Origin of the sequence: Hydrogenophaga atypica (assembly GCF_042665215.1) — a bacterium.
GTDB lineage: Bacteria > Pseudomonadota > Gammaproteobacteria > Burkholderiales > Burkholderiaceae_C > Hydrogenophaga > Hydrogenophaga defluvii_A.
Genome location: NZ_JBHTCA010000004.1, coordinates 118,164 through 143,967 on the forward strand (window position 1 = coordinate 118,164; position 25,804 = coordinate 143,967).

Annotated in this window: 27 protein-coding genes and 1 tRNA gene; 9 read left to right on the forward strand and 19 right to left on the reverse strand. The window is 54.9% G+C overall.

The features are described 5' to 3' along the window. Positions 1-9: 9 nt before the first annotated feature. A tRNA-Ser gene (locus ACFQPB_RS07225) sits at positions 10-97 on the forward strand. A 14-nt stretch (positions 98-111) separates the two neighbouring features. Next, positions 112-483, forward strand: coding sequence for a hypothetical protein (locus ACFQPB_RS07230; RefSeq protein WP_382221253.1), 372 nt, complete (start codon positions 112-114; stop codon positions 481-483). Positions 484-1,022: 539 nt separating this feature from the next. Here ACFQPB_RS07230 and ACFQPB_RS07235 read toward each other — a convergent pair. Continuing rightward, complete coding sequence (locus tag ACFQPB_RS07235; protein WP_382221256.1) at positions 1,023-2,138, reverse strand: dienelactone hydrolase family protein; 1,116 nt, start codon at positions 2,136-2,138, stop codon at positions 1,023-1,025. 374 nt (positions 2,139-2,512) lie between these two features. Between ACFQPB_RS07235 and ACFQPB_RS07240 the strand changes: the two genes are divergently transcribed. The 3 genes from ACFQPB_RS07240 (at position 2,513) to ACFQPB_RS07250 (ending at position 4,562) form a co-directional block, all read left to right on the forward strand. Beyond that, positions 2,513-2,725 (forward strand): hypothetical protein, encoded by a 213-nt coding sequence (locus tag ACFQPB_RS07240; protein WP_382221259.1) that lies wholly within the window; start codon positions 2,513-2,515, stop codon positions 2,723-2,725. 536 nt (positions 2,726-3,261) lie between these two features. Continuing rightward, complete coding sequence (locus ACFQPB_RS07245; RefSeq protein WP_382221262.1) at positions 3,262-3,720, forward strand: hypothetical protein; 459 nt, start codon at positions 3,262-3,264, stop codon at positions 3,718-3,720. Between the two features lie 26 nt (positions 3,721-3,746). Continuing rightward, entirely contained in the window at positions 3,747-4,562 is an 816-nt protein-coding gene (locus tag ACFQPB_RS07250; protein ID WP_382221265.1) for a S1 family peptidase, read from the forward strand. Positions 4,563-4,966: 404 nt separating this feature from the next. On the opposite strand, the gene ACFQPB_RS07255 is transcribed toward ACFQPB_RS07250, so the two are convergent. From ACFQPB_RS07255 to ACFQPB_RS07275, 5 genes are all read right to left on the reverse strand, one after another. Next, the gene (locus tag ACFQPB_RS07255; RefSeq protein ID WP_382221268.1) at positions 4,967-6,151 is read right to left on the reverse strand and encodes a hypothetical protein; all 1,185 of its coding nucleotides are present in this window, start codon (positions 6,149-6,151) and stop codon (positions 4,967-4,969) included. Positions 6,152-6,380: 229 nt separating this feature from the next. Next, positions 6,381-7,169, reverse strand: coding sequence for a hypothetical protein (locus ACFQPB_RS07260; protein ID WP_382221271.1), 789 nt, complete (start codon positions 7,167-7,169; stop codon positions 6,381-6,383). A 433-nt stretch (positions 7,170-7,602) separates the two neighbouring features. Further along, positions 7,603-8,325: an endonuclease/exonuclease/phosphatase family protein gene (locus tag ACFQPB_RS07265; RefSeq protein WP_382221273.1), complete on the reverse strand. Its 723-nt coding sequence runs from the start codon at positions 8,323-8,325 to the stop codon at positions 7,603-7,605. 44 nt (positions 8,326-8,369) lie between these two features. Further along, a complete protein-coding gene (locus tag ACFQPB_RS07270) occupies positions 8,370-8,954 on the reverse strand; it encodes a recombinase family protein (RefSeq protein WP_382221276.1) in 585 nt (194 codons plus the stop codon). Positions 8,955-9,212: 258 nt separating this feature from the next. Beyond that, positions 9,213-9,725, reverse strand: a complete 513-nt coding sequence (locus ACFQPB_RS07275) for a dienelactone hydrolase family protein (RefSeq protein WP_382221279.1) — start codon at positions 9,723-9,725, stop codon at positions 9,213-9,215. A 285-nt stretch (positions 9,726-10,010) separates the two neighbouring features. Here ACFQPB_RS07275 and ACFQPB_RS07280 point away from each other — a divergent pair, with 285 nt between their 5' ends. Further along, a complete protein-coding gene (locus ACFQPB_RS07280) occupies positions 10,011-10,337 on the forward strand; it encodes a hypothetical protein (RefSeq protein WP_382221281.1) in 327 nt (108 codons plus the stop codon). A 65-nt stretch (positions 10,338-10,402) separates the two neighbouring features. On the opposite strand, the gene ACFQPB_RS07285 is transcribed toward ACFQPB_RS07280, so the two are convergent. From ACFQPB_RS07285 to aceA, 8 genes are all read right to left on the reverse strand, one after another. Next, positions 10,403-11,752 (reverse strand): alpha/beta hydrolase, encoded by a 1,350-nt coding sequence (locus tag ACFQPB_RS07285; protein ID WP_382221284.1) that lies wholly within the window; start codon positions 11,750-11,752, stop codon positions 10,403-10,405. 570 nt (positions 11,753-12,322) lie between these two features. Then, the gene (locus ACFQPB_RS07290; RefSeq protein ID WP_382221287.1) at positions 12,323-12,784 is read right to left on the reverse strand and encodes a YbjN domain-containing protein; all 462 of its coding nucleotides are present in this window, start codon (positions 12,782-12,784) and stop codon (positions 12,323-12,325) included. Between the two features lie 2 nt (positions 12,785-12,786). Then, positions 12,787-13,461, reverse strand: a complete 675-nt coding sequence (locus ACFQPB_RS07295; protein ID WP_382221289.1) for an NUDIX hydrolase — start codon at positions 13,459-13,461, stop codon at positions 12,787-12,789. Between the two features lie 304 nt (positions 13,462-13,765). After that, entirely contained in the window at positions 13,766-14,821 is a 1,056-nt protein-coding gene (locus ACFQPB_RS07300) for a hypothetical protein (RefSeq protein ID WP_382221291.1), read from the reverse strand. Between the two features lie 88 nt (positions 14,822-14,909). After that, the gene (locus tag ACFQPB_RS07305) at positions 14,910-15,161 is read right to left on the reverse strand and encodes a helix-turn-helix transcriptional regulator (protein WP_382221293.1); all 252 of its coding nucleotides are present in this window, start codon (positions 15,159-15,161) and stop codon (positions 14,910-14,912) included. A 231-nt stretch (positions 15,162-15,392) separates the two neighbouring features. Beyond that, positions 15,393-16,613 carry a tyrosine-type recombinase/integrase gene (locus ACFQPB_RS07310; protein ID WP_382221296.1) on the reverse strand — a complete coding sequence of 407 codons (1,221 nt, stop codon included), beginning with the start codon at positions 16,611-16,613 and terminating at the stop codon, positions 15,393-15,395. A gap of 229 nt (positions 16,614-16,842) precedes the next feature. Beyond that, a complete protein-coding gene (locus ACFQPB_RS07315) occupies positions 16,843-17,241 on the reverse strand; it encodes a bacteriohemerythrin (RefSeq protein WP_382221299.1) in 399 nt (132 codons plus the stop codon). A 159-nt stretch (positions 17,242-17,400) separates the two neighbouring features. After that, a complete protein-coding gene (gene aceA / locus ACFQPB_RS07320) occupies positions 17,401-18,732 on the reverse strand; it encodes an isocitrate lyase (protein WP_382199094.1) in 1,332 nt (443 codons plus the stop codon). Positions 18,733-19,073: 341 nt separating this feature from the next. On the opposite strand from aceA, the gene ACFQPB_RS07325 reads away from it, so the two are divergent. After that, the gene (locus ACFQPB_RS07325; RefSeq protein WP_382221302.1) at positions 19,074-19,994 is read left to right on the forward strand and encodes a DMT family transporter; all 921 of its coding nucleotides are present in this window, start codon (positions 19,074-19,076) and stop codon (positions 19,992-19,994) included. A 2-nt stretch (positions 19,995-19,996) separates the two neighbouring features. On the opposite strand, the gene ACFQPB_RS07330 is transcribed toward ACFQPB_RS07325, so the two are convergent. Both ACFQPB_RS07330 and ACFQPB_RS07335 read right to left on the reverse strand, forming a co-directional pair. Beyond that, the gene (locus ACFQPB_RS07330; protein WP_382221305.1) at positions 19,997-20,677 is read right to left on the reverse strand and encodes a sulfite exporter TauE/SafE family protein; all 681 of its coding nucleotides are present in this window, start codon (positions 20,675-20,677) and stop codon (positions 19,997-19,999) included. Positions 20,678-20,686: 9 nt separating this feature from the next. Continuing rightward, positions 20,687-21,355, reverse strand: a complete 669-nt coding sequence (locus ACFQPB_RS07335; RefSeq protein WP_382199097.1) for a pyridoxamine 5'-phosphate oxidase family protein — start codon at positions 21,353-21,355, stop codon at positions 20,687-20,689. Between the two features lie 117 nt (positions 21,356-21,472). On the opposite strand from ACFQPB_RS07335, the gene pdxR reads away from it, so the two are divergent. Next, positions 21,473-22,945, forward strand: coding sequence for a MocR-like pyridoxine biosynthesis transcription factor PdxR (gene pdxR / locus ACFQPB_RS07340; RefSeq protein ID WP_382199098.1), 1,473 nt, complete (start codon positions 21,473-21,475; stop codon positions 22,943-22,945). 27 nt (positions 22,946-22,972) lie between these two features. Here pdxR and hemN read toward each other — a convergent pair whose 3' ends face one another. Next, the gene (hemN, locus tag ACFQPB_RS07345; RefSeq protein ID WP_382199099.1) at positions 22,973-24,349 is read right to left on the reverse strand and encodes an oxygen-independent coproporphyrinogen III oxidase; all 1,377 of its coding nucleotides are present in this window, start codon (positions 24,347-24,349) and stop codon (positions 22,973-22,975) included. A 128-nt stretch (positions 24,350-24,477) separates the two neighbouring features. Between hemN and fnr the strand changes: the two genes are divergently transcribed. Then, positions 24,478-25,197 (forward strand): fumarate/nitrate reduction transcriptional regulator Fnr, encoded by a 720-nt coding sequence (fnr, locus tag ACFQPB_RS07350; protein WP_382199100.1) that lies wholly within the window; start codon positions 24,478-24,480, stop codon positions 25,195-25,197. A 5-nt stretch (positions 25,198-25,202) separates the two neighbouring features. Here the strand turns inward: fnr and ACFQPB_RS07355 are convergent, their stop codons facing one another. Both ACFQPB_RS07355 and ACFQPB_RS07360 read right to left on the reverse strand, forming a co-directional pair. Continuing rightward, positions 25,203-25,499 carry a hypothetical protein gene (locus ACFQPB_RS07355; protein WP_382221307.1) on the reverse strand — a complete coding sequence of 99 codons (297 nt, stop codon included), beginning with the start codon at positions 25,497-25,499 and terminating at the stop codon, positions 25,203-25,205. Positions 25,500-25,537: 38 nt separating this feature from the next. Next, complete coding sequence (locus ACFQPB_RS07360) at positions 25,538-25,804, reverse strand: nitrogen fixation protein FixH (protein WP_382199102.1); 267 nt, start codon at positions 25,802-25,804, stop codon at positions 25,538-25,540.

Here is a 25,804-nt window from a genome sequence, read left to right on the forward strand (position 1 = left end):
CGTGACCCTGGAAGCGTGGCAGAGTGGTCGATTGCACCGGTCTTGAAAACCGGCAACCCGCAAGGGTTCGTGAGTTCGAATCTCACCGCTTCCGCCATAAATTGAACCCAAGTGATTGATTTCACTTGGGTTTTTTGCTTTATGGCCAGTATCAGTCACACTACAAGACACATTCTGGATTCTGCTGCCCTGGTACTCAGATTGGCAAGACCACACCTAGTCTCGCCAAACTATGATGACCAGCATCCTCAATTGAGTGGCAACAACCTGATGACCACCCCAACATCTGACATCGAGAAGGCGCTAGAAGACGCTCTAGATGCCCTGGCAGGGGTCACCACTCGTGATGTTTCGACGACGACGCCAGAGGTCTCAATCGACGTCATCATGAAGATGGCCGCTGTGGTTGTTGCCCTCGAAGAGCTGGAGTACCAGCAGCTGGTTGCTGGTCATGAGTCGGGTGGCAGCAGGGTGCTTCACTGATCTGGTTGTGACTTGCACCTGGACTTTGATCCTTTAGCAGCCAACTGTGGCACCTTACCCGCAGTCACTTTGCCAATCATTTACCCGCGTGCGATGTTAATGATCGTTGATCCCGCAGGGGTTGGTTAGCAAAACCGTGTTGGATGAACTGTTCTGCTTGGTTCCGTGTGACCACTTGGTATGGCCATTGGAAATGCCGATATAGAAACGAAGTGCCCTCTCGGTCGGTGACCTTGCAATCGACTTTGAACAGCGTCCCTGGTGGATATGACTCCCGCATCGCAACAGAACACTCGACATTGAGGGATGGCGATACACCTTGCCCTGGTAGTGGCCGAGCACGAACCTTCTTGCTTGAAGGCTCGCCCTTGTTTTCGTATGTTTCGATGATGAAGTATCGATAGTGACTCATTTGGCTACAAGGGTCTTAGCAGCACCACTCAGGCTCGGATTCCCTCGACCTCTGCCTTCGTAGTGAATTATTCATTTCAAATTTCTTGAATACCATCAGAAACTCGCTCCATTCTCAGTGAAGCTCACTACTTCCAGTTCAATTTTTGAAGAATTTCTTCCGCTGTCATTTTTCCCGCTCTATTTGGCACATCGGGGCGTAACGGCATGGCCCGACTAGCCGCAAAAAAACTCAGGGTTTCTTTAACGGCTTCATCACGTGCAGAACGATGCGTTTCTGACGTTACCCATTGGTAACTTTCGCATGCCTTCACAGCTTCCCTCCACTTTTCTGGAGTTTCTAATGACTCTTTCTTCTCACGATGAAAACTCGGCCCCCAACTGTAATCCTTTGCGTTTTCTGGCATCACGACATCGATAGCACATCTTGCGTAAGTTCCTTGGCGAATTTGCCGCCAACTTTGATTTGGTCGATCAAAACCATGATATGCGCCAGAGTAGACCCTATAACGAACGGGGTTTCCTGCTGCGGCAAGCAAGTCCGCTTCTTCTACACAAGGTTGAGCAGGAGTCATGTCGTCTTTTTCGGCCAATAGATACAGGACTGGTGCCGTGAGTTTCAGTTTAGGATTCTGATATCGCAGATTGCATCCAGGATAGACGGCCACACTACCTGCCCATCTAATATCTTCCGACTGTGTGATCGGATAACGATAGTTAGGCCACATAGCTCCCGTGACAGCGTTTCCTCCGCGCGACCAACCTAGGTGATAAATCCGCGCTGCATCAATCTTTGGATGCGTTGTGAGTAAACGAAGTGCATAGATAGAATCGGATATGTTGAAGGTTGTGTTCCAAGTAAGTTGTCCGCTGGTGCCCCCGATCTTGTCGCTTCCCCTAGGCGTAAAGCTATCAATCATAAATACTGCGTAACCAGCGGCAAGTAGTGGCTTCGCCCAAATCTCGTGCATGCCGTTAGTAATGCCATCACTCCCATGACTCATCACAACTGCTGGAAATCGCTCCAGAGTAGAGCCAGGTGGAAAAAACAGGTCTCCGAAAATAACTTGTGGCTCACCAAGTTTTCCGCGAATGAGGTTCCAACGGTGCGCAGGGTTGGATGCGTTGAACTCAATGCGCCCCGTCTGACCATTTGTTAGGTTGTCGAGTGGCTCAGCCGTTGCAGTGTTGCAAACGATAGCTGCGATTGAGCCCAAAACTGCACGTAGTAGCGGCTGATTCATAGAGTCCCCAGAGTTTTACCGTTGGTTGCCTTTTGAGAGAGGTTACAGCAAGTCTGTGCAGATTCTTGCGATTTTTCAACCCTCATCATAGTTTGCAATCCAAGGACGTCTCTTTTCTGGGCAGAAAGAGGCACCGGGCATGTGCTAGGAGGCGACGTGGAGCGTTTGACCTTGGTTAGCCCGATCTGGACTATCGCGTCAAACACGCATATCGCCAAAGGGGTAGTTGTCTGAATGGCATCTGGCCGAGAGCGGCCCTATTGCACTCACCAGTCAATGACAGGCCGCTACCGATGTGTCACATTTTCAGGAGTATCGCGAGTCTATTTAGGTGCGTACCATGAACGCTTCATATGGCTTTTTGGAGGCTTCTGATGACCTACCCATCACTTGCCGTCGAGAGGATGCTAGAAGACGCTCTAGATGCCATGATAGAGGTCGCCACTCATGATGGTTCGACACCACCACCAGAGGTCTCCATGGAAGCCATCTTGAAGTTGGCAGCAGCGGTTGATGCACTCGAAGAGCTTGAGTACCAGCAGCTGGTTACTCGCCATGCGTCAGGTGATGGCAGGGTGCGTCACTGACACGCTTGCCACATTGCTAGATCAGTGCGCGTCTTGTGCGATGACAATACGGCAATGATGCTTCTTGACCAACGCAACCTGAACCAGCTAATGATTGAGGCCAACCTTGCCCATGCGGTCAAAGCTACACCTGAGTGTTACACCAGCAGGAAGTTGGCGCGGAAACTTAGACGATGTGACCGCCGTGATCCGGGGCGACTTGTGCAATGTGAAGGCCTTGCCCGGCTCGACCGAAGAAGAGTAGTCCCACTGAAATGTCTTCAAACCCTGCTTATCCTCAGAGGCCAAGTGAGAAACCCGGGCGACCCCCGGGTTCTTTGCGTCTGGTCTGCCTGACAGGTTGGACGGCTTAACGGTCTGCAAGTAGGGTAGCTGGCGCACCGACTCTGTACTGGATTTTCTACCCAAGTGTTTGTACAGTGGACGTAACCCACAAACCATTCGATGACCGAAACCAACGGAAAACTACATCGAGATGCCCTCAATCTTCCTTGCTTGTCCTGAAAACCTTGAGCAATTCTTGAAGGCGCGTTGTTTTGGCTCTCATTGACGACGGCGACTTGATACGTGGATTGGGTTTCGTGGCCCTGTATGCTGCGTATCTAGAAGAGGCTGTAGACGATTGCTTGTCGGTCGTGGCTGCACATGATCCAAAGTTTGATGTTAGATTGAATCGGCGTGCTACCAGCCAAAAAATCGAATACCTCCACAAGCAATTGGAAGCTGTAGGGCCGCTTTCTAAAGAGCTGTCATGTCTACCAGAAGTACTTGTGGCCGCAAGTCAGCTTCTGGAGGAGCGAAATAACGTAATTCATGGGCGCGTGTATGCAATTCCCGGCACTGGGGATACCATCTTTTCTGGTCGCCCAGGCATTCCGAAAAAGGCCGCGAAGTCAGAAGAGCTATACAATCTTGCAAATCGAATAATCGGAGTCCGCAACCCAATTCTTCACGCGTCGCGATTTGCATTGTCGCGTCAGATGTCTGCGAAGTAGTTATGTTTAGTACTTTGAGATCAAATATGAGTAAAAAAGAAATATTGCTTTTCTTGGGGTGCTTCCTCGTGTACGGCCAGGCTTTTGGTCAAGATATTATATACAGATGCGGCAATGATTTCACAAATGACATAAAGGGGCGGGAAAAGGAATGTAGATTGGTATACGATCCCAATGCGGAGAAAAGCTCAAAAAACAATCTGCCGCCGGCACGAAAAAAGCTGAGCAGTACAGGCTCGGGTTTCGCGGTGGCATCAAAGGGCTTTGTCACAAATCATCACGTAATATCAGCCTGCGAAAAAATTGAAATTGATATTGGAGGCGATAGTTTTAGTGCGCAAGTAAAGGCGCATAGCCAGGCTGAAGATGTTGCATTCCTCGAGTTGGATCGAGCCCACAAAATCGAGACGCGAGTAAGCAATCGTATAAACCCTGGCCAAGAGATATACGCGGTAGGTTTTCCGCTGCGTGGGTTGCTTGCTGACCTGATTATCACCAAGGGTGTGATTAACTCATTGTCCGGACTTGGCGGAGATATAAATAAATTTCAAATATCGGCTCAGTTGCAACAAGGGAACAGTGGGGGGCCAATTCTAAATGAATATGGAGAGGTTGTTGGGGTTGCTGTCTCAAAGCTCGATGTGATTCGATATGCTCGAATTGCTGGCGACATCCCGCAAAATGTCAATTTTGCTATAAAAGCATCAGTTTTGAATGAATTAGATCGCCTTCCAGTCTCTTCTGCGAATCCTGATTGGTTAAGGTTCAAAAAGTCAGGCGAGGAGATTGCTAAAATTGGAAAAAGTATTGCTGGTCTTGTGAAGTGCTATGATTCGAAATAGTTTTCTGTACTTTAAGTCAATCCCGCCTTGGAGCAATCCTCGGCGGGCTTTATTTTGACCAACGAGGAAGGAGTTTCATGGACGTCTACCGAGATACCGCATCCATCCACAATGCCGATACCCATACCCTCGGAGGGTGTGTCCGAATTTTTGTGTAAACGGATCGGATGTATTCCTTCCGGTGCAGCCTCGCGAAGAGGCAACTGCTTGCCGTCTGAACAGATCAGGTTCGAAAGGTGCGTATACACCAACATTTAAGGTTCTGTGCCCGCAGCCGGCCAAGAGCAGTTGGTCAGCTCAACGCCGTGGCGGACTGCTTCATGCAGGAGAGCTAACTTGTAAACGTCAAATTGATCAACCCTTGTGGCATTATTATTGCTTTTCTAGGGAAGATTACGCCGGTTCTACGCAGTCTCAGGGCCATCCTCAAGGAAGGCTCCCTCACGCTGTTCTATATACCCCCAAGCATAGGGTTCATTTGGTGCGTTACAGTGGATATAGTAAAATTTTTTGCCCGGTTGAAAGCCATCCAAAAAATCATGAACCTTGTACTGATGACTTTCACTTAGAACCACGATTTGTCTACTTTGCGTATCAGGGCGTTCGAATAATGGCTGCCCCACGTACGCAGTTGGCATGTCAAACGGACGGTCAGTCCGGACCGTCCGAGCCGCTTTGGAGTGTTCTTGGGCGCGTCGAATAGCCTCAATTGTGAGGTCTAGACACATCGCTGCGTTCTCATGATTTGCACAGTTTGCTAGATACGATGCCGGGTATTGCACTAACCATTCACCATTATTCTGAAGTCGAATAACCTGAGGTGTAAGCCTTTGAATGTTTGCGAGCCCTTGGGTGTTTATTCCGCATTCAACTGCCTCCATGCGCCAACGATCATGGTCGAGCTGGATATAATCCATGGGAGTTTTCACATTTTCGCGAATCCATTCAGCATTCCGAGTCCAGTATGGTGCTTTATACCCGCCGCGTAGCAAGCTTAAGACACCTCGCGGTGGAGCATTCGATGGTATATCGCAATAAGAATATATGCAGTAATCTTTCTCGAACACCAAGAAAAAGGCTCTACGGATCGCCAGCAGGCATTCCATATATCTGCCTTGAGATAGACATAAGGCTGCAGTCTCCAGATGTGCTCGAGGTTCGCCAGGCGTGATCAACTCGGTCAGAAAGACTTCACGCAGGGGCCGCCCAACAGCCGCGATTAGCACCGCATCCACAGCAAACTTTGCTGCGTTCATATGACCCTGAACGGTCATGGGCTCCATTACTTGGCCGTAGTGCTTAGCTGTGACTCTTAGCTTGTTCATTGCTTTGAGCGTGCCCGATTTTGGCACCTTTATTCCAGCTTTGCCCAAAGAACCAATCATTTGGTCGAAGTCCAACTTCTCCACTGCAGTCACTTCATCAACCCCTTTTTCTACGAGGACTGCGTAAAAAACTAGTTCGACCGCATCTTGTAGAACAATAAGTCCAGCAGTTGCTTTATGGCGGTCGCCCATCGCACAATCACGCTGAGCCTGCTCAAACAGCGTCTTAGCTGTAATTAAGGTTTGCAGAGTTGATTCCTTCATCAGCGTACTCCTTTCGTCAGTAATCGTCAAAGTAGACAGTTGTAATATTGCAATAGGTTTTTGGCATTATGCCTGAATGAACTATTGCCAATGCAAGTGATTCAGAATATAATTCATTCATGGTGTGACTAAAGGCAATCACAGACTGACGGCGAGGTCATTTGCGTTGCCGACACTGAAGCGAACGGCAAGAGCTCCATGTCGTTAGCTCGTTGTGCTGAACTACCTGTCACGCCACTGCATGGATCGCCTCTTGCCCGTACACGAGAATAGAGGCGTCAGTAGGCGCCTCTGGCCAAAACAGGGGCGGAATATTTGACAGACTCAACGGCAAGTCTGCGATGTGATTTATTGGAGCGGACCGCCAGCACTCAAAGTCATGGAGGGGGTACATCAAACCCACTGGTTCATCCCATGCTACGAGAAACGCGATCGGAAAAAACTTGAGCAGCCAGAATGCGAAAGGTTGGCTATTAGACAAATGAGTGTAGGCAGCGTCCCTGAGCATGACATGCACGCGATGAGGATACGCCCAGTAGAAGACCTTGATGCCTGCAGGAAGCGGAAGTGAGTCATCAAGGAAGTAGTCACGCATTGCTTCGGTGAGTGGTCCTTTCAAGTATCTGTCGACACCCTGTGCCGAAATGTGCCCGAGAAGGGAGCGGACAATGGGCTGCGGCTTGCCTGGTATAGTTACCGATGCGGGTAGAGAAATTGGACTTCGCAGGTGTAGCGCGACTGCATTCACAAACTCGATGAACGGCGGGTCGTACCGTGAGCCCAAAAGAGTGTTGTTGCAGCGGTGGCAAAGCGTCCTGTATTTGACACCGTTCTGTGAACGGCGACCTTTCGGTGGATTCGTTGTTCCCGACAAAAGGTAGGAGAGGTGCTGAATCTCGACTTGCGTTGGGCGATGGCAGCCCTTTGGTGGCGTGTGGTCCTCTGTAAGCGTCCCGTACTCGCCACAAATATTGCAGGTGCCTATCTTGGAGCCGAATGTGCGGATGAGTATGGTCATATTGACTTCAGCGGAAATCCGGAGTGATTTAGTCTGACAAACTATAGCTTCCGAGTGCACAGGGCGCGAAGTCTCCAATGGCGGGTCGGACTACCAGCAAAACGGGTTAAGAAGCAATGATCGATTTGAGGAATGATGCCAATCGCCGGCTTCAGGTCGGAAGCCTCCGCGCAGACCACGCAGTCGAATGGCTACAATCAGCCTGAAACGGTTGTCGCTCGCATTAGGGCAAGAGGCGCCTTCTGAATTAACTGCAGTACCACTTAACGCTCGCGGTGCTGATCCCAAACTGCCCAGCAGTCTGCGAAATGCTGGCACCGTTCTGCTGACGGTATTGACGCACGTCTGCCGCATCTTTAACCTTTGGCCGACCAGGGCCGACCAGGGCCGACCAGGGCCGAGCTCGACTTGGCTCCACGCGTGCTTCGATTCGTCATGAGTCGAAAACGTGTAGATCGACGACCAGTGGCATATGGTCGCTGTACGGCAACCACTGATCACTATGCCCCACGTCAAACCCACCCACTGTCCATTCTTGGCCCATGAACACATAGTCAATGTGATACGCCTTTGATTCGTTCCGCTGGAGGAAGAAGGTCGGATCAGGTTCGTTTCCTTGGGCTAGTTTTCGGGATTCGTGATAGGCACTTCTAAGACCAAGGTCTCCAAGTTCTCGTACTACGTCCGAGTGGTTCCACCAGCGATCCCACTTGTCCCATTGGACGTTGCTGTTCAGGTCTCCAACAACCATTGCCCGAGGATCATCCAAGAAGGAACGATGCCCCTGGAGAAACTTCCATAACTGGCCTATGTACTCGAAGGTAGGCGAGTTGGCATGCTGCGTCCAGGTTGCGAGCAGTGGTGCCCCATTGATTCTGCAGGGTAAGAACAGCTTCAATGGATCAAGCCTCAGGTCAACTCGTTCGAGTGCTAGGCCTGATCGGGCGAAAACGCCAACACCCTTGTTCTTGTTCTCACCAGTCCAAAGATGGTTTGAGGCCCAATCTTGATAGGGGCTGTCGGATGACCCTGAGGGGTCTTCGCACTCCTGAATGACGTAGATGTCGGCGTCCAGCGGTTGTAGGTGATGCCACTTCTTGCGAAGAGCACCGTTGCAGTTCCATGTGACGATTCGCAGTGATCTGGTTTCGACCATTCATCAACTGTGCCACATGAGTCGCCGTTTTCGACTCCTGGCGGTCAGCTTGAGCAGTACCGTTTTGTTGTCGCCGTGCTGATACCAAATTTCTCAGCAGTCAACGAGATGCTGGCACCGTTCTCAGTTCTCCATTGACGCACAGCAGCAGGATCGGCCACTCGGGGCCGGCCAAGACTTGTCTTGCCGTGCTGGGTGACTCCAATCTCAGCCAACAACCTTTTCGCGGTTTCTCTTCCCGCAGCAGTCCTGTCAGCGATCCGCTTGCGTTCCATGTCGGCCACCTGTGCCAAGACGGCAAGGATCAACTCACCAGCACCGGCACCCGATCCGATTCGTCCGAGACCCAAGACCTCGATGGCAACACCTTTGGCGATGAGGGCGCGAACGGTCGCTTGCACATCCAGGGCATCACGCCCCAATCGATCCACTGCAGCCACGTGCAAAACGTCACCCTTGCGGATGTACGCCAGCAACTCTCCAAAGCCCGGTCGATCAGTAGCAGGCACAGACCCTGAAACACCAACGTCAGAAAACTCTTGGTCGAAGCCACCACCCAATAGCTGTCGCTGGGATTCAATGGACTGTTCGGTAGTGCTTACGCGGAAATATGCGATGGACTGAGACATTGAGGATCAAAAGATAGGCGATCATTATGATCCCAGATCAAATATCTGTCAAGATACTTTTGAGCTACATGAATGTGGTTTGACAACCTTGGCTCATTTGGTACACCTAATGATCCTACCGATGATCAAAATTAGCTTACACAACTCTGTATTTACCTTGAGGGCATGGTTACGATGCACCTCACCCTTAATTGCATGAAAACCTCGAATGACAGGCCATCCCAATAAACAACGAGGGAAGGACAGAAGCCAATCACGTCATTGCTTGCCGCCACTCATTTCACGCAATATTTCCCTCGTCCGCTCTTCAGTGGATATGTCGGACTCTTGAGTTTGATCTGTTTCTAAAGAGGTATTTTTTCTGGAGCGTTTGCGACTGCTGTGGCTTTCAACAAACGCAAGAACTTCTTTTTGGGTCTCAGCCGTATACTTGTCGCTGCGACAAACCGGAAAACGGTTGTAAATGTTATCGGCATTACCGCACTTCCCATCGACCGATGGCCGTCCAGCCCCGTCTGTTGGGGCATCCCACGCGTGTGTCGCACCTTCAAAATGAAGCCAGGAAGTTGCAGTCTTAAGCGACTTCTCTACATTGCACTGTGAGATAGGAGTGGCCGTATCCTTGGACCCAGTAAATACAATTACAGGGCTGAAGTAGGGTCCAAGTGGTGGAGCGTACGTTTTATCTGTTTCCCTGTTCGGGATAGAGCTAAACCAACTCTCTTTTGCATAGCAGTTTGGATATAGTGCAATTCCACCACGGAACAGCAACTTTACCTCCGACTCCAAAGAGTGCCCCTGAGTGAAAGTGCGCAATACTGTCCACCCGCCCTGTGAATCTCCATACAAATATGTCTTGTTTGGGTCGGCCCCTTGAGACCGAGTAAACCGAGCAGCGGCTAGAGCGTCAAGCATACGCATGTTGGCCCCATACTTGGTCCAAGTTGTCCAGTTTTCCGTTATACCTCTGGACCAATACGAGTCAAGGATTAGGACATTGGCATCCAAGTTGCGAATAAGCCATTCGGCGGACGCGAAATTTCCAGGACTCACTCCATGGCCGCCATGAACAACGATAAATGTGGGCCTACTTGCAATCCGTTCTGGTCGGGGATTCCAACTGGCAATCAAGTTTCCTGCACCGCTGTATGCAGGCACGATACTGGAAAATCGAGCCACGCCGGTTCGCTGCTGGTTGCCATCAATGCTCCAACGATGTTGGATGCTCGGGGCTTGTTGCTGCACGATTGGTGGTTGAAACCGCTGAACATCAACAACGTCATCGTTGGCGTATGCCCTAGCCTCCAGGAATCCAAAAAGGGCGAGTGTGAACCGGAATCCGAGTTGAATGTGGCTATTCATCGTCTTGCCCATGGCCAGTGATCGTCACATGATAGAGGCAATCTTGTGATCATAGAGATAGATAGAGGCATGAAGGCCTCTCAAGATTAAGACGCCTTGAACGCATCGCCACATGCAGGACTTTTGAAATTATCAGAAAATTGCTGACCAAGCCAAGCCGCCACATCAACTCTAGACTGAACCAAAACAGTACTATGACTTGCCCCAGTATATTGTGAAAACTGAATATCACTTCCATGCCTGCATGACGGCAGAATAATCGTATCAAGCATATTTTTCGATATTGATGAATCAGAAGTGCCCCAAGCTATAAATAAAGGCCCCGTAGTTTTTCGCTGACCTGCTTGATTCTTCTCGGAATACTTCTTCAGCGCTGGATGCTGAACCCAGGACGATTTAATAAAGTGCTTTGGAAAGCTCACTGCCGATTTTAGTGTCGTTCTTAACTCATCCAAACACTGATGTTCTGCGGCAGGCATTAACTCCTCCATCTCAGACGACATCTGATCTGAATATTGCAATCCAGGAGTAGCCAGTTTCAAAGTCGCTGAGTAGTACAGCATGTAGGCCAACAGCGTCGGCTCAGATACACCAGCTCGCTCAACAAAACGAAAATAACCATGATTTGCACCGTTGCTGGGTGCAAATGCGACAGCACCCTTGTATTGGAGTGGAGAAATATCCAAATTGCCAATCGTCTCGGCGACTCCGACTGCAGCCAAACCACCTTGAGAGTGCCCCATAGCAACAAATGCTCTACTCAACTGCGGATATGAGAAGATTGCAGCTTTCACAGCCTCAATGACATCCCGGGCATTAGACTCTCGATGGGAATAGAAGTGACGTCCAGTCGTGCCCAAACCACTATAGTCAACGGCAACAATCGCATACCCTCTATCTATCCAACCTTGAAGATATGGCCCATATTTGCTCAGATTGTCTGTCATTGAAGGTGCGCACTTCTTCCCAATACCCACCGTGCCAGGTGCCCAAGCAATAATTGGCCAGCCCCCTTTCGGTGGCTCACCTCGTGGAATCGCAACTGCCGCTGTTGCCGGCACAGTCTGACCTAAAGCATCTACTGAGAGGTACATAATACGACTGCTAGCAGCACCAGTCAGCCGCGAGTTACTATATTCAGCGACCCGCACAAGGGTGCCTGGAGACTTTTCAACTGAAACTCCAGTCACTTCATAGAAGGCATCCATCGCCGATTGCTGTGCAAGGGCACTACTTGAGATGACAATGCAGGCCAATAGCGAATAGTTTCGAAGAAATCTTTTGCCAACCAGCATATAGCCCACTCTCTGAAACTTGCTATTCATCAAGGCTGTAAATATATACACTATCGCGCGACATATTATGGAATCCATAATGCTACTTTTTTCGATTTTCAGGCCGCAAAATTTCAACTTCAGAAATTGCACTTGCTGCATGATACTGATATGGCGTAAAAAGTGAAGCACTTGGCACCAGTTCCCCGGATCGCCCTTCCCACCTTCTACTGCCTTCCCACCTCCATGACTGTCGTGTTACACGACAGTCGTAGTGCGCCACCCAAACCCACTGCCCAGGCCCAGCCAGTTACGCCCCAGTCAATCACTGAGCTGGCACTGCCAACAGTCGACAGCACTATATTTGTGACGGCAAATTTGTTCTGTATCGTGCCCCACCAAGCCGCTACTGGCAAGCACGATACGAAACACAGACCGGGCACTGGCTGCGATTCAGCACCCGCAAACGACGCCTTGATGATGCCAGCCGCATAAGCCTGCGAGCGCTATGGCGAGGCCAGATTCAGAGACCGAATGGGGGCTGGCACCAGCCGTCAAAAGCTTCGAGGAAATCGCCCGAGTCTGTGTTGAGGATATGCTGCGTGAAAATGCTACTCGACACGGCAAGCGTGTGTTCACTGCCTATAGCCCACAGCAACAGCTTCGTTCCATCAAGCCCACTGTTTCACGACTATGGGCTTTTCTGTTTGCCTGTACCCAAGCATCCATCTATTACTCGGCTTTGCCATCAATATTGCTCTTCAATTCTCGCCGAACTTTTTGACAACCAGAAGCAAAGTACCTAATCTGACGCACCAGATGACTCTTGATCAATCCTGATTTAAAATAAATCGGATTAAACAGCCAAACTCGGTCGTCTTTTGTGTATGCGGATGGAACCAGATACTCAGCATTGATCTTGTTGCAGAATTCCAACTTCTGCACATCACCCATGCCTTCAGGCAAAGTGAAGTAGGTCGATAGTGCAATGATGCATGGTTCTTTGAAGATGCGAATCCAGTGTGCAAAGATTCCTGACTCAGTCACGTAAATCTTGTCTTCTTCTTGAATAGTGTGCTGGATGACTGACTGTTCCAGCAGAAGCGACAAGTTGACGATGGAGATGTCTTGTTCTTCAATCAGTTCAGACGATAGTGATGTGATGTTGTTCGGCATTGTGTAAAGTTCTTTCATATTCAATGTTTCTGTCTGGCGCATAGCCAGCGGTAGAGATCACACAGGATCATCTGATCCCTGTCGCGACCGATAGGGTTTGCGGTCTGCTGGATGAGGCTATGCGCCTCTTGGATGTCAACCCAGCGTGTTTTTTCAGTCTCAGTTCCGAAAGCTTGTTGCTTACCCTCGGGCACACCGACGAAGAACACTGTGGTTCCAGTAGTACCCTGGTAATGTTGGGGTAGCAATCCGATCAATCGGCACCGATAACCGGTCTCTTCAAGGCATTCACGCCTCGCGGTTTCCTGTGGTGTCTCGTACTTGTTTGGCTGGCCTTTCGCGAAGCTCCACGAATACCCACCAAAGCCACGAGATGGCTTTCTGAGCAACATTTGACCACTGGTTGATACAAGCACCACACCATATGCATCTGCAGCAGCTACGGCCATCCTGTCTATCGCAGTGGTGCTATCCAATTCAAAGCGATCAGGATCAAGTTGCAGCTCATACAGTTGAGTCCAAACCTTGCCATAGACTTTGGCTCGGTCTTTTCCTTGAACGGTCTGTACTTCATTCTTGAAGTTGGAATATCCGATGGATGAAACCAGATTCACCATCGCTTGTGCCAGATCAAATCGAGATACCTTTGCTCGAAACTGGTAATCTGATTTGTGAGACTCTGTGATACTTCCCATCGTGGGAAGGTAAAGAAGCTTGAGTGCTTCCAGATCAGACCGAATCCTTGATCTGATTGTGAGTTGATCGTGTTGATGATCTTCAGGCTTCGCTACGATTGAGAAGAAGCCTATAGGTGTCTGAATCCAGATAGTGTTTGCCTTTTGTTTCTTTGTCAGCCGCAAACATGGACGCCTGCAGTATAGAGTTATAGTGCTGGCATTCCATGCTCAATATGCATTTCAATATGGTTCTGCAAGTGAGACCTCATCAGCCGAAACCCCAATGAAATCAAGGGTTCCAGCTTGATGAACTAGAGAACATCTACTTCCGCTTCTTTCGCTTTGATGCTCTTGCAGGTCTGTTCTCCAAGATAATTAAGTACCCTTTTCCATGGTTCTTGTCTGTCTTTGGCGCACGATTCATGTACATCATTGAGCGAGTAAGTTGAGCAAGGAAAATTGTCTCGCCATAGGTCAAAGACATGTGATCCCAATTTGAATAATCATCCTTGACCTCTGAAATGATGTCACTCTTGAGGTCTGATTCAAGTTCTGACAAGTCATTTGGAATGCTGCCGTTGGAGTAGTTGTGCTTGTATCTTAGGTACACATACTTTCCAGCTCTGTCCGTGCCACCCTTCACAATGTATCGGGCTATGTGCTCAAGGCTTAGAGTCAAAGGTTTGATTCTTCCCTCATATTCTCTTGACAGTCTTTTCATCATTGTCTGATAATCAATCTTTGACCATTCACTTTTGCGTTTCAAGTCGCGGTTGATGGCATGAAGCTCATTCTCAGATCGATGGAACATCAGTCCATGAAAGTGGATCAGTGCATAACTGTCATTGTTCCGGTCCTCAGGCTTCACCCACAGATTAAATAGCTGCTCGCATGTCTTGAGCTTGCGCATCCCCTCGGCATTTTCTATTGTCTGCAACAGTCGCATGCCACTCATGTTGACAATCTCGACTTCAATAGCGCCCACAACCCACAAGCTACGATATGCTCCGAAGAATTTCTTCAACTTCTTCTTGAAACTCTTGACCTGATCAATTGCTGATGTTCTCGTCAAAGGAACAACAGAGTCGAGAATGGTCAGGAAGCGAAAGTTGCAAAACAACTCTTCTGCGTCTTGACCAGGAGCACGACTATTCTTCAGTTTGTTCTTGAACTTTTCAAGAACTGAATCAGCATGCTCGGATTGGATTCTTTTTGATAATAAACAATCATCAAGAAGCAGGGGAAGTTTGCCACCCGTAAGGCACAATGCCAACTTTGTATCGTAGTGCATTCCCTTGGGAAACCTGCGAACATCGGCAAGTGAATCATCTGTAGACTCGAATAACTCACTCAACGTTCCATCATAATCACGATCCATATTTATCCTTAAATATTGTTAATTGGATCGCATCCCCATTTGAAAATACACTTTCAATGCTATTTCAGATGGGGATGCGACTGCTTATTTACTGAGATGCTCCAGCAATAAGAGCATCGATATCGGATTCTCTCCAACATGTTGTCCTCGATCCAAGTTTGATCGGTTGAGGGAATTTCCCAATTCGAACTCCATTCCACCAGCTAGATTTTCCAATTGGGATTCGTGGTGCTATGCCTTCTTTCTTGTCTCCAATGATGTCTTTTAAACGAAGCAGTTTTGCGATGATTGTCCTTTCACGAGTAAGTGGCATATATAAGGAACTCGGGAATCGGGACATGTAGAGACGAAAAAAAACCCACTGACGGCAAAGTCAATGGGTTTTCTGCTTAGATTGTCTGGTTGCCTCAGATCAACTTGCTGTTGAATCTAATGAGGTCTTTGGATTGAGGCTAGTTTGACCTGGAGATCAAACTGCATCGAACGTAGTCTTTAAAGACACAGTATGTCCGATAGGCTGTACTTTACCAGGATTGAATCTGATTGTCAAGGACTATTTTCAGTCCTGATGTCAAGTCATTGCGTCTGGGTTCCGACCAGCGGCGAACGTAGACCAATCTTGCATGAGCACCTTTCGCTTCTCGAAGTAGTCACCCCGCTGATACGCAGCTTCGGTTTCATCAGCCAACTGGTGGGCCAGAGCGTGTTCGATGACCTCACGTTCGTGATTGGTGGTCTCACCAGCCCAGTCTCTGAACGTAGACCGGAAACCATGCACTGTGATGTCCGGTCGATTCAACCCCTTCTTCAGCAGCGACAGCATCCCCATGTTCGACAGGTGCTGCTGCGGCTTCATGGGGCTCGGGAAGACCCACTGCTTGCTCAACTCGAAGCCCTTCAACTCCTTGAGTAGTGCTACCGCCTCATCTGATAGTGGAACCCTGTGTTCCTTGCCCTTTTTCATGCGTGTCTTGGGTATCGTCCACACGCGGTTTTCCAGGTCGATTTCTGCCCAAGTGGCACCGATGGACTCATTGGTTCTGCAGGCTGTCAGGATGGTGAACCGCATACACATCGCAGCGATGCCACCATGGGCCTTCAGAAGGTCATAGAAGGGCTTTAGAGCCGCGTATTTGAGTGCGGGATGGTGTTGCAACCTCTTCTTGCGTTGCGGGGCTGGAAGCAGGTGTTCCAGCCGTCCCTTCCATCGTGCATGGTTCATCACCGGTCGATCTTCCTTGACCATGGCCGCGTCGATGATGACCTCCAGCCGACCACGAATTCTTTCCGCTGTTTCACTCTTGGTTGACCATATCGGGTCAAGGATTTGCCTGATGTGGTCCAAAGAAATTTGTTCAATGGTCAGATCACCAATCACCGGATAGGCATAGGTGGCCAGGGTGTTTTGCCACTGCTGTACATGCTTTGGATTCTTCCACCCGGCCTTCTGGGCATCGATGTAGTCAAGGGCATGATCCTTGAAGGTCTTGGTGTTCTGCTGACGCTTGATTTCAAGCTGCCGTTGCTGACGTTCTTCACGTGGATCGATACCCTCAGTGATCAGCCGCCGCTTCTCCAACGTCAGTTCTCGTGCCCTAGCCAGTGTGACTTCAGGGTATGACCCGAGTCCCATGGTGTTCTTCCCACCCGCGCCCCACCGAAACATCCATGACTTGGTGACTCGACTCTTGTCTTTGGCTGAGGCCTGTACCTTCAGGTAAAGACCATCACCATCCGGGTGCATCTTCGGCACCTTCGTGTTCTTGCAAAACGTGTCTGTCAGCTTGCCCATGTACCGTATCCTGTGCTAGGGATCGCGAAGATACACGGAGTGTGACTAGATTTCAAGTCACATCACAGGTAACACTCTAGTGCCGGATGTAGTAGATCAAAATTGGACAAACACGGACTAACTTGGACTCATAAGTTGTTGTTTTTGTTTGTTTTTATGGTCAAACTTGGCTCAAAATGATCTAGTCTGGACACGAGTTTGGATTTCACCGCTTCCGCCAAAAGGCCCCTCATTCGTGCATGTAGCCTTTGACCGGCATGTCCGTCTCGGTCAGATGGTGGGCCATCCAGCCGTCCAGGCCATCGACCAAGGCTTTGCGGTCCAGCGACTCCGAGGCAGCAGTCGCCATCCAGCGATCCAGTTCGGCTTCCGCCAGGCGATGGATGGCGCGGTGTTCATCAAGCGTTGGGCAGCCATTGGCCGCCAGCAACCCCTCTTCCAGCTCATCGTGGCGGCGCGCCAGATCGGCAAACTCCCGAAGCGCCTGGAGAATGGGCGCATCGGTAGTCGGCGCCCCTTTCACCAGCGCAATCAGCTCCTTGGACAGTTCGATCAGCACAATGTGCTGCTCATCCAACCGCGCATTGCGCACGCTCAGCGTGTGGCTCCATTGGGGGATGTGAGGCATGGCGGTTCTCCAGGGTCAACTCTGGTGATTTTGCCTGTGGCCCGCAAGCGGTAGCTGCCGTGTCGCGACCGCAGCCAGTCCGAAAACGAAAAAAGCCCGGGGGTCGCCCGGGCTTCTTTTTTCTGGCCCCTGCGGATAAGCAGGGGTTGAAACTCAATCTCAGTGGAACTGTTCTTCTTCGGTCGAACCGGTCAGGGCCTTCACGCTGGACGAACCGCCCTGGATCACGGTGGTCACGTCGTCGAAGTAGCCTGCGCCCACTTCCTGCTGGTGCGACACGAAGGTGTAGCCCTTGTCGCGTGCGGCGAATTCGGGTTCCTGCACCATTTCGGTGTAGTGCTTCATGCCTTCGCCGCGTGCGTATGCGTGGGCGAACTGGAAGGTCTGGAACCAGTTGATGTGGATGCCGGCCAGGGTGATGAACTGGAACTTGTAGCCCAGCGCGGACAGGTCTTCCTGGAAGGATGCGATCTGCTTGTCGTTGAGGTTCTTCTTCCAGTTGAAGGAAGGCGAGCAGTTGTACGACAGCAGTTTGCCGGGGCAGGCGGCGTGCACGGCTTGGGCGAATTCACGGGCAAAGCCGATGTCGGGCACGCCGGTTTCGCACCACACCAGGTCGGCGTAGGGGGCGTAGGCCACGCCACGGCTGATGGACTGCTCCAGGCCGTTCTTGACGCGGAAGAAGCCTTCGGGGGTGCGTTCGCCGGTCAGGAAGGGCTTGTCGTTGGCGTCGTGGTCGCTGGTGATGAGGTTGGCGGCTTCGGCGTCGGTGCGGGCCAGCACGATGGTGGAGACGCCCATGACGTCAGCGGCAAAGCGGGCCGAGATCAGCTTTTCGCAGGCTTCTTGCGTGGGCACCAGCACCTTGCCACCCATGTGGCCGCACTTCTTCACGGCGGCCAGTTGGTCTTCGAAGTGCACGCCAGCGGCACCGGCGGCAATCATGTTCTTCATGAGTTCGAAGGCATTGAGCACGCCGCCGAAGCCGGCTTCGGCATCGGCCACGATGGGCAGGAAGTAGTCGATGAACTCAGGCGAACCCGGCTCGATGCCACGGCTCCACTGGATTTCGTCGGCGCGCTTGAACGTGTTGTTGATGCGGCGAACCATGGTGGGCACCGAGTCGTAGGCGTAGAGCGACTGGTCGGGGTACATGGTTTCCGACGTGTTGCCATCGGCGGCCACTTGCCAGCCCGACAGGTACACGGCCTCCAGGCCAGCCTTGGCTTGCTGCATGGCTTGGCCGGCGGTGATGGCGCCGAAGGCGTTGACATAGCCCTTCTTGGCGCTGCCGTTGATCTTGTCCCACAGCTTTTCGGCACCACGCTTGGCCAGCGTGTGGTCGATGGCCAGGCTGCCACGCAGGCGAACCACGTCGGCGGCGCTGTAGCCGCGCTTCACACCCTTCCAGCGGGGGTTCTGGGCCCAGTCTTTTTCCAGGGCTTCAATTTGTTGTTGGCGGCTGAGTTGGCCGTTGAGGGCTTGCGACATGGTCACTCCTTGGTTGGTTGAGTCGGGGGCGGTGGCTGCTGCTTGCAAGACCGGTGCCCATGGTCTGTACTTTAAGTCTTCTATAAGAGTTTGTCTAATCTTATGTCTTATAGAAGACAAGATTTTTATTTGTTTAAAATCAACAACCTATGATTTTTATATCACAATATGAAAATCTATCTCTTGTATTGAGAAATTTTTCTGCGCCGCAGCATTTCGTTATTTCGCATTGCGGAAGCACATTTCTTCTTTCTGAAAACACAAGAGCACACCGCAGGTGCAGGCACCGGCACGGTGCGCCAGGTGCGGCATGATGGCGCCTTTGTCCGCACCACATACGCATGAACCGTTGGCTCGCCTACCTCTGTCTCGCCTCCAGCATGGCCCTGGTGGGCAGCTACGTGGCCCTGTCCAAACCGCTGGTGGCCGCCATGCCCGTGTTTTTGCTGGCCTGGCTGCGATTTGGCATTGGCGGGCTGGCCATGGCGCGCTGGTTGCGCAAGCCGGCCGATGAACCCTCGCTCACGCCGCGCACGCGCGCCCTGCTCTTTCTCGAATCCTTCCTGGGCAACTTCCTGTTCTCGGTCTGCATGTTGTTCGGCGTCAAGCTCACCACGGCGGTGGCGGCCGGCGTCATCATGTCGGCCATTCCGGCGGTGGTGGCGGTGCTCAGCGCCCTCTTCCTGCACGAACGCATTGGCAAGCGTTCGATGGCGGCGATTGCGCTGGCGGCCATTGGCATCGGGCTGTTTTCCCTGACCAAGGCGGACACCGCCAGCAGCACGGCAGACACCTGGGCTGGCCTGCCGCTGCCCTTGTGGGGCAACCTGCTGATCTTCGCGGCCGTGGTGTGCGAAGCCTCTTACGTGGTCATTGGCAAGCGGCTCACGCAGGGCCTGGGTCCCAAGCGCATTTCATCGCTCATCAACCTGGTCGGTTTTGTATTGGTCACGCCCATGGGGTTGTGGGCCGCGCTGAGTTTCGATTTCAGCAGCGTGTCAACCAGCTTCTGGCTGCTGCTGGTGTTTTACGGCCTGGCGGCCAGCGTGTGGACGGTGTGGCTGTGGATGACCGGGCTCAAGGCCGTGCCCGCATCCCAGGCCGGCGTGTTCACCGTGATGTTGCCCGTGAGCGCTGCCGCCATCGGCGTGCTGTTCATGGGTGAAAGCCTGACCGGCGTGCAAGCGCTGGCGTTCGCCATCGCCTTGCTGGGTTTGCTGCTGGCCACGCTGCCGGGCCGCGAACCGCCTTCAGCCCACTGAGGTCAAGCGCACCACAGGCCGGTGGGGTTGGTCATGCCCATCCAGATCGCCCAACCCGACGTGAGCACCAGCGCCGCACCCGCCAGGCGCATGCCCCAGGCACCGCCGCGCAGGCTGCCCGATGCGTGCCAGCGCAGCAGCAGCCAGGGACCAATCGTCATGGACACCGACGTGCCCAATGCAAACAGGCCCATGATGACCGCGCCTTCCAGCACGTTGGCCGACAGCGATGCGAGCAGCAGCGCGGAATACAACAGGCCACACGGCATCAGCGCCCAACCCACACCCAAGGCATAAGGGGCTTTGCCGCCCAGACGGCCCAACACCGGTTTGGCCTTGCGCCACACCGACTGCGCAAAGCCGTCCACCCACGCGGGCTGGCGCGCCTGCACCAGCAACAACAAGCCCACCAACAGGGCCACCACATGCATGGCGGTCCACAAAGGCCGCAAAACAACGGTGTTCGTGCCCAGCCAGCCCAAACCTTGCACGGTGGCAGCGGCCACACCGCCCAGCGTGGCGTAGCCCACGATGCGCCCGAGCTGGAAGCCCACGATGGCCTGGCGCGTGCGCGGTGCGGCCGCCTTGGCAATGCCAGCGCAGGCCGCGCCACACATGGCCACGCAGTGGGGGCCACCCACAAAACCCATGAACAAGGCCGTGACGGCCATCGACGTTTGCATGGACGAAGTCTAGCAAGGCGCGTGTGCCCACGCCCGCACGTAGGGCGGAGGCTCGATAGCGCACAGCGGGTCAACCACGGGCGCCGCGCGGTGCTGCACCAGCGGAAGTACGCCCGCCCAGGCCGGGTGCTCCATGTCTTCCGTGTCGTCCACGGGCGGGCCAGTGCGCACTTTACAGGCGGCCTCGCCCAAGGCGATACGCATCACGGTGGTTGCGGCCAGTTCCTTGGAGCTGCCGGCGCGGATCTCGGACTGGCGGCCGGGCGCGATGTGGTCCATGAGCGCGGCCAGGGAAGCCTGCTTCTCGGCCACTGCCTCGAATTGGCCATAGACCATGGCCGAGCGGTAGTTCATCGAATGATTGAAGGCCGAGCGCGCCAGCACCAGCCCGTCAAGGTGGGTGATGGTCACGCAAGCCTGCGTGCCATCTTGCAGCAGTCGAATCAGCCGCCCACCGTTGGAGCCGTGGATGTAGAGGTGCTCGCCCTCGCGCCAGCAAGCGGTGGGAATGCAGTGTGTGCCCTTGCCGTCGACGAAGGCCACGTGGCACAGGTAGGCGGCGTCGATGATGGCGTGCAGCGTGGCGCGGTCGTAGCGTGCGTTCTCGGCCACGCGGCGCACGCGGGTGCGGTCGCTGGGCGGCTGGCTGGTGGAGGGCAGATCGGTGGTGTTGCTCACGGGCGCTTGTTCCTGGGTTGCGGTAGACGGAGGAAGCGCAATGTAATCGCCTGCTGGCATCCGAATAAGACCCATATCCGTGCTATTTTTTAGAGCCACAGAAACCGACCTCCTCAAATGGACTACCAACTCCTTTTTTCCGCCTTTCGCGCGCAGCCCGCCCACGCCAGCTGGTCGCAGCAGCGCCAGCTGCACGCCTGCCTGCGCCACGGCGTGCGCACCGGGCTGCTGGCCAGCGGCACGCGCTTGCCCGCCAGCCGCACGCTGGCGGGCGAGCTGGGCGTAGCACGCAACACCGTGCTCTACGCCTACGAGCAGTTGGCCACGGAAGGCTTCATCCTGGCCAGCCGGCGCGGCAGTGTGGTGGCGCCCCTGGCCACCTCGTTCGCGCCCGCCGCGCCCTGGCGCACGTCCACGGCCGCCGAGCCCTCCGGCCTGTCGCGGCGGGTGCGCGGCATGTCGCTGCTGCCCGGCTCCCCCGCCTCGGTGGCCTTCGCGCCGGGCGTGCCCGCGCTCGATGACTTCCCGCTCACGCTGTGGCGGCGCATGCTGGACCGCGCGTGGCGCGCGCTGCGGCCCGCCCAGCTCAACTACGCCGACCCGGCGGGCGAACCCCTGCTGCGCGAAGCCATCGCCAACCACCTGCGCGTGGCGCGGGGGGCGCTCGTGGACGCGGCCCAGGTGTTCGTGACCGACGGCACCCAGGCCAGCCTGGACCTGTGCGCCCGCGCCTTCGCCGACGCGGGCGACAAGGTGTGGGTGGAAAACCCCGGCTACCAGGGCGCGGTGGCGGCGTTCCGCGCGGCGCAGCTCCGGACCATAGGCATCGTGGTGGATGCCGAGGGCATGGCCCCCACCGCCGGCGACTGGCAGCGCCAGCGCCCCCGGCTGATCTACGCCACGCCCTCGCACCAGTACCCCGTGGGCAGCGTCATGAGCCTGGCACGGCGCCTGGCCCTGATCGAGGGCGCGCGCCAGGCGGGCGCGCTGGTGATCGAGGACGACTACGACAGCGAGTTCCGCCACGACGGCCCGGCCCTGGCCTGCCTGCAAGGGCTGGCGGCGGACGCGCCCGTGGTCTACCTGGGCACCTTCAGTAAGACGCTGTTCCCCGCGCTGCGCATGGGCTTCATGGTGGTGCCCGCCACCTTGGCGCCTGCGTTGGCCGCGATGCTGGACCGCACCGCGCCACGCGGGCGCGCGGCCGACCAGCTGGCGCTCGCCGAATTCATCCACAGCGGGCAGTTCAGCCTGCACCTGCGGCGCATGCGCCGCCTGTACCGCGAACGCCGCGATGCGCTCACGGCCGCCCTCACCCGGCGGCTGGGCGACGTGGCCACCGTTTACGGCGGCTCGGCGGGCATGCACCTGGCGCTGCGCCTGCACGACGACCGCGCGGACGACGTGGCGTTGAGCGCGCGCCTGCTGGATCAGCAGGGCATCGTGGCTCCGGCGCTCAGCTTGCACGCAGTGGGCCTGCGCGCCCAGCCCTGGCGGGGCTTTCTGCTGGGCTACGCCCAGGTGCCGGCCGAGGCCATGGAAGGGCTGGTGCGGCGGCTCGACGCCGTGGTGCGCGGGGATGGGAAATAGGCTGTCCACCACGGCAGCGCTGCGGCCTCAGATGATTTTCGAGAAGCGGGCGCGGTCCTGGTCCACGCGCAGGTGTTTGTCGAACACCATGGCGATGGCGCGCACCAGGTACCAGCCAGCTTCGGTCACTTCGATGCACTGGTCGTCTATGGTCACCAGCCCCTGGGCTTCGAAATCCTGCAGTTGCTCCAGTTCGCGCGCGAAGTAGCTTCGGAAGTCGAGCAGGTGACCCAGTTCGATGGACTCAAACAGCAACCGGCCCTGGCACATCAGCGCCATGATGGCGGTGCGGCGCACCAGATCATCGCGCGTGAGCGCCATGCCACGCACGATGGGCAGGCGGCCCTGGTCGAGGGCGTCGTAGTACTCGTCGAGCGTCTTGGCGTTCTGGCTGTAAGTGGCGCCCACGCGGCCGATGGCCGACACGCCGAGCGCGATCAGGTCGCAGTCGGGCTGGGTGCTGTAGCCCTGGAAGTTGCGGTGCAGCCGGCCCTGTCGCTTGGCCACGGCCAAGGCGTCGTTGGGCAGGGCGAAGTGGTCCATGCCCACGTACACATAACCGGCCTCGCTGAAGGCGTCGAGCGATTGCGACAGCATGGACAGCTTGTCGGCGGGCGCAGGCAGTTCGGCCGCCACGATGCGGCGTTGCGGCTTGAAGCGCGCCGGCAAATGGGCGTAGGCGTAAAGGGCGATGCGGTCGGGGCGCAACTGGGCCACCTGGCTCAAAGTGCGCGCGAACGACTCGGGGGTTTGCAGCGGCAGGCCGTAGATCAGATCGACGTTGACCGACTCGAAGCCGATGCGGCGGGCGGCCGCCACCAGGGCAAACACCTGTTCGGCGGGTTGTACGCGGTGCACCGCTTTCTGCACGGCGGGGTCGAAGTCCTGCACGCCGAAACTCAGGCGGTTGAAACCCAGTTGGTGCAGGTGCTCCAGGCGCTGTTCGGTCACGGTGCGTGGATCGACCTCAATCGAATATTCGCCACCGGGCACCAAGTTGAAATGGCGGCGCACGGTGTGCATGAGGTCGCTCAGTTCCGCGTCGCTCAAGAAGGTGGGCGTGCCGCCGCCGATGTGCAGTTGCGACACGTGGTGGCCACGGCCAAAGTGCTGCACATGCAGGTCCAGCTCACGCGCCAGGTAGCGCAGGTACTCGGCCGATTTGCTGTGGTGTTTGGTGATGACCTTGTTGCAGGCGCAGTAGTAGCACACCGACTCGCAAAAAGGTACATGGATGTATAGCGACAGCGGCAATGCCAGCGAGCCGGCGCGGCGCTGCTCCAAGGCCTGGATGTAATCGGCCTCGCCAAAGGCTTCCACAAAACGGTCGGCCGTCGGGTACGAGGTGTAGCGCGGCCCAGGCACGTCAAAGCGGCGCAGCAGTTGTTCGTCAATCACGTGCATGTCGGGGCATCTCCAATGTGGGAGGAACTGTGCCTGACACGGGGCTTTCTGCCCTTGATCTGGGTCAACCCCCTCCAAATGTGAATGATGTTTTCCGCTAACATGGGGAAACACCTGACAATCGCACCATGGACGCACACAGCATCAAGGTCGCCTGCTCCAGTTGCAACTTGCGTGAACTCTGCCTGCCCATGGGCCTGAGCCACGACGAGATGAACAAGCTGGACCACGTGATCTCTACCCGCAAACGCATCAAACGTGGCACGGCCCTGTTCAACACGGGTGACCGCTTCACCTCGCTCTACGCCGTTCGCTCGGGTTTCTTCAAGACCTGTATCACCACCGCCGATGGGCGCGACCAGGTGACGGGCTTCCAGATGACGGGCGAGATCATCGGCCTGGACGGCATCGTGTCCGACCAGCACTCTTGCGACGCCATCGCGCTGGAAGACGCCGAAGTCTGCGTCATGCCCTTCGACCAGCTGGAGACGCTTTCACGCGAGTTCAACACCTTGCAGCACCACGTGCACAAGATCATGAGCCGCGAGATCGTGCGCGACCACGGGGTGATGCTGCTGCTGGGCAGCATGCGCGCCGAGGAACGCCTGGCCGCTTTTCTGCTCAACCTGGTGCAGCGCCTGCACGCGCGGGGTTTCTCGCAGTCCGAGCTGATCCTGCGCATGACGCGCGAGGAAATCGGCAGCTACCTGGGCATGAAGCTGGAGACCGTGAGCCGCACCTTCTCGAAGTTCGTCGAGGACGGCGTCATCGAGGTCAAGCAGCGTTACGTGAAGATCCTCGACACGGAAGCGCTCAAGCGCATCGTGAACCCCCAGGTCTGCAACTGATCAGTTCAGCAGCAGTTGCCCTCGCGCGCGCAGTCGGCGGGGCGCTCTTCGGGCGGCACGGGGCAGCGGTTCACCTCGAAAGGTGACATGGCCAACAGCGTGGTGAGCGCGCTGGACGCCATGGTCGCACCCCAGAAGAAGAAAAAGCTCACGGTGTACACCGCCTGGCGCGACCAGCCCAGCTCGCCGCCGCCGATGCGGTGCAGGTCGTCCGGATCGACCATCGCAAAGACCACCATCTCCAGCACGCCGGCCACCAGAAAGGCCGGCCACGCAATCCACATCAGGCGTTGCAGGCGCATCGCAGTCTCCTTGTTGTTTGTCGGTCTGGCCCCGGGGCTCAGGGCTTCACGGGCACCGTGGCGGTGGTGGCGTGGTTGCGTGCCTGGCCGGCGGGCGCCAGCTTGAAGGCTTCGTCGGGTGACGCCGTGCGGGTCTGCGGCGCGCTGCGGTCAAGCACAGGGTCGGGGTTGGTCATGGCAATGATGGCGGTGGCAATACCGGCCACCACCACCACGGCCGGGCCGCCGATCACCAGCCAGACATAGGGCTCACGCCACCAGGCGCGGGCCACGGGCGGGTTCTTGAGGGCTTGGGCAGTTGTCAT

What these genes read in the sequence shown, in the direction of transcription:
- ACFQPB_RS07305 (WP_382221293.1), bottom strand. Translation starts at nt 15,161, where the DNA reads ATGTCCCGATTCCCGAGTTCCTTATATATGCCACTTACTCGTGAAAGG.
- ACFQPB_RS07310 (WP_382221296.1), bottom strand. Translation starts at nt 16,613, where the DNA reads ATGGGCAAGCTGACAGACACGTTTTGCAAGAACACGAAGGTGCCGAAG.
- ACFQPB_RS07315 (WP_382221299.1), bottom strand. Translation starts at nt 17,241, where the DNA reads ATGCCTCACATCCCCCAATGGAGCCACACGCTGAGCGTGCGCAATGCG.
- ACFQPB_RS07290 (WP_382221287.1), bottom strand. Translation starts at nt 12,784, where the DNA reads ATGAAAGAACTTTACACAATGCCGAACAACATCACATCACTATCGTCT.
- ACFQPB_RS07265 (WP_382221273.1), bottom strand. Translation starts at nt 8,325, where the DNA reads ATGGTCGAAACCAGATCACTGCGAATCGTCACATGGAACTGCAACGGT.
- ACFQPB_RS07300 (WP_382221291.1), bottom strand. Translation starts at nt 14,821, where the DNA reads ATGGATCGTGATTATGATGGAACGTTGAGTGAGTTATTCGAGTCTACA.
- ACFQPB_RS07250 (WP_382221265.1), top strand. Translation starts at nt 3,747, where the DNA reads ATGAGTAAAAAAGAAATATTGCTTTTCTTGGGGTGCTTCCTCGTGTAC.
- fnr (WP_382199100.1), top strand. Translation starts at nt 24,478, where the DNA reads ATGGACGCACACAGCATCAAGGTCGCCTGCTCCAGTTGCAACTTGCGT.
- ACFQPB_RS07270 (WP_382221276.1), bottom strand. Translation starts at nt 8,954, where the DNA reads ATGTCTCAGTCCATCGCATATTTCCGCGTAAGCACTACCGAACAGTCC.
- ACFQPB_RS07355 (WP_382221307.1), bottom strand. Translation starts at nt 25,499, where the DNA reads ATGCGCCTGCAACGCCTGATGTGGATTGCGTGGCCGGCCTTTCTGGTG.
- pdxR (WP_382199098.1), top strand. Translation starts at nt 21,473, where the DNA reads ATGGACTACCAACTCCTTTTTTCCGCCTTTCGCGCGCAGCCCGCCCAC.
- ACFQPB_RS07260 (WP_382221271.1), bottom strand. Translation starts at nt 7,169, where the DNA reads ATGACCATACTCATCCGCACATTCGGCTCCAAGATAGGCACCTGCAAT.
- ACFQPB_RS07325 (WP_382221302.1), top strand. Translation starts at nt 19,074, where the DNA reads ATGAACCGTTGGCTCGCCTACCTCTGTCTCGCCTCCAGCATGGCCCTG.
- aceA (WP_382199094.1), bottom strand. Translation starts at nt 18,732, where the DNA reads ATGTCGCAAGCCCTCAACGGCCAACTCAGCCGCCAACAACAAATTGAA.
- ACFQPB_RS07240 (WP_382221259.1), top strand. Translation starts at nt 2,513, where the DNA reads ATGACCTACCCATCACTTGCCGTCGAGAGGATGCTAGAAGACGCTCTA.
- hemN (WP_382199099.1), bottom strand. Translation starts at nt 24,349, where the DNA reads ATGCACGTGATTGACGAACAACTGCTGCGCCGCTTTGACGTGCCTGGG.
- ACFQPB_RS07285 (WP_382221284.1), bottom strand. Translation starts at nt 11,752, where the DNA reads ATGCAGCAAGTGCAATTTCTGAAGTTGAAATTTTGCGGCCTGAAAATC.
- ACFQPB_RS07280 (WP_382221281.1), top strand. Translation starts at nt 10,011, where the DNA reads ATGGCCGCCATGAACAACGATAAATGTGGGCCTACTTGCAATCCGTTC.
- ACFQPB_RS07235 (WP_382221256.1), bottom strand. Translation starts at nt 2,138, where the DNA reads ATGAATCAGCCGCTACTACGTGCAGTTTTGGGCTCAATCGCAGCTATC.
- ACFQPB_RS07295 (WP_382221289.1), bottom strand. Translation starts at nt 13,461, where the DNA reads ATGGGAAGTATCACAGAGTCTCACAAATCAGATTACCAGTTTCGAGCA.
- ACFQPB_RS07255 (WP_382221268.1), bottom strand. Translation starts at nt 6,151, where the DNA reads ATGAAGGAATCAACTCTGCAAACCTTAATTACAGCTAAGACGCTGTTT.
- ACFQPB_RS07360 (WP_382199102.1), bottom strand. Translation starts at nt 25,804, where the DNA reads ATGACAACTGCCCAAGCCCTCAAGAACCCGCCCGTGGCCCGCGCCTGG.
- ACFQPB_RS07330 (WP_382221305.1), bottom strand. Translation starts at nt 20,677, where the DNA reads ATGCAAACGTCGATGGCCGTCACGGCCTTGTTCATGGGTTTTGTGGGT.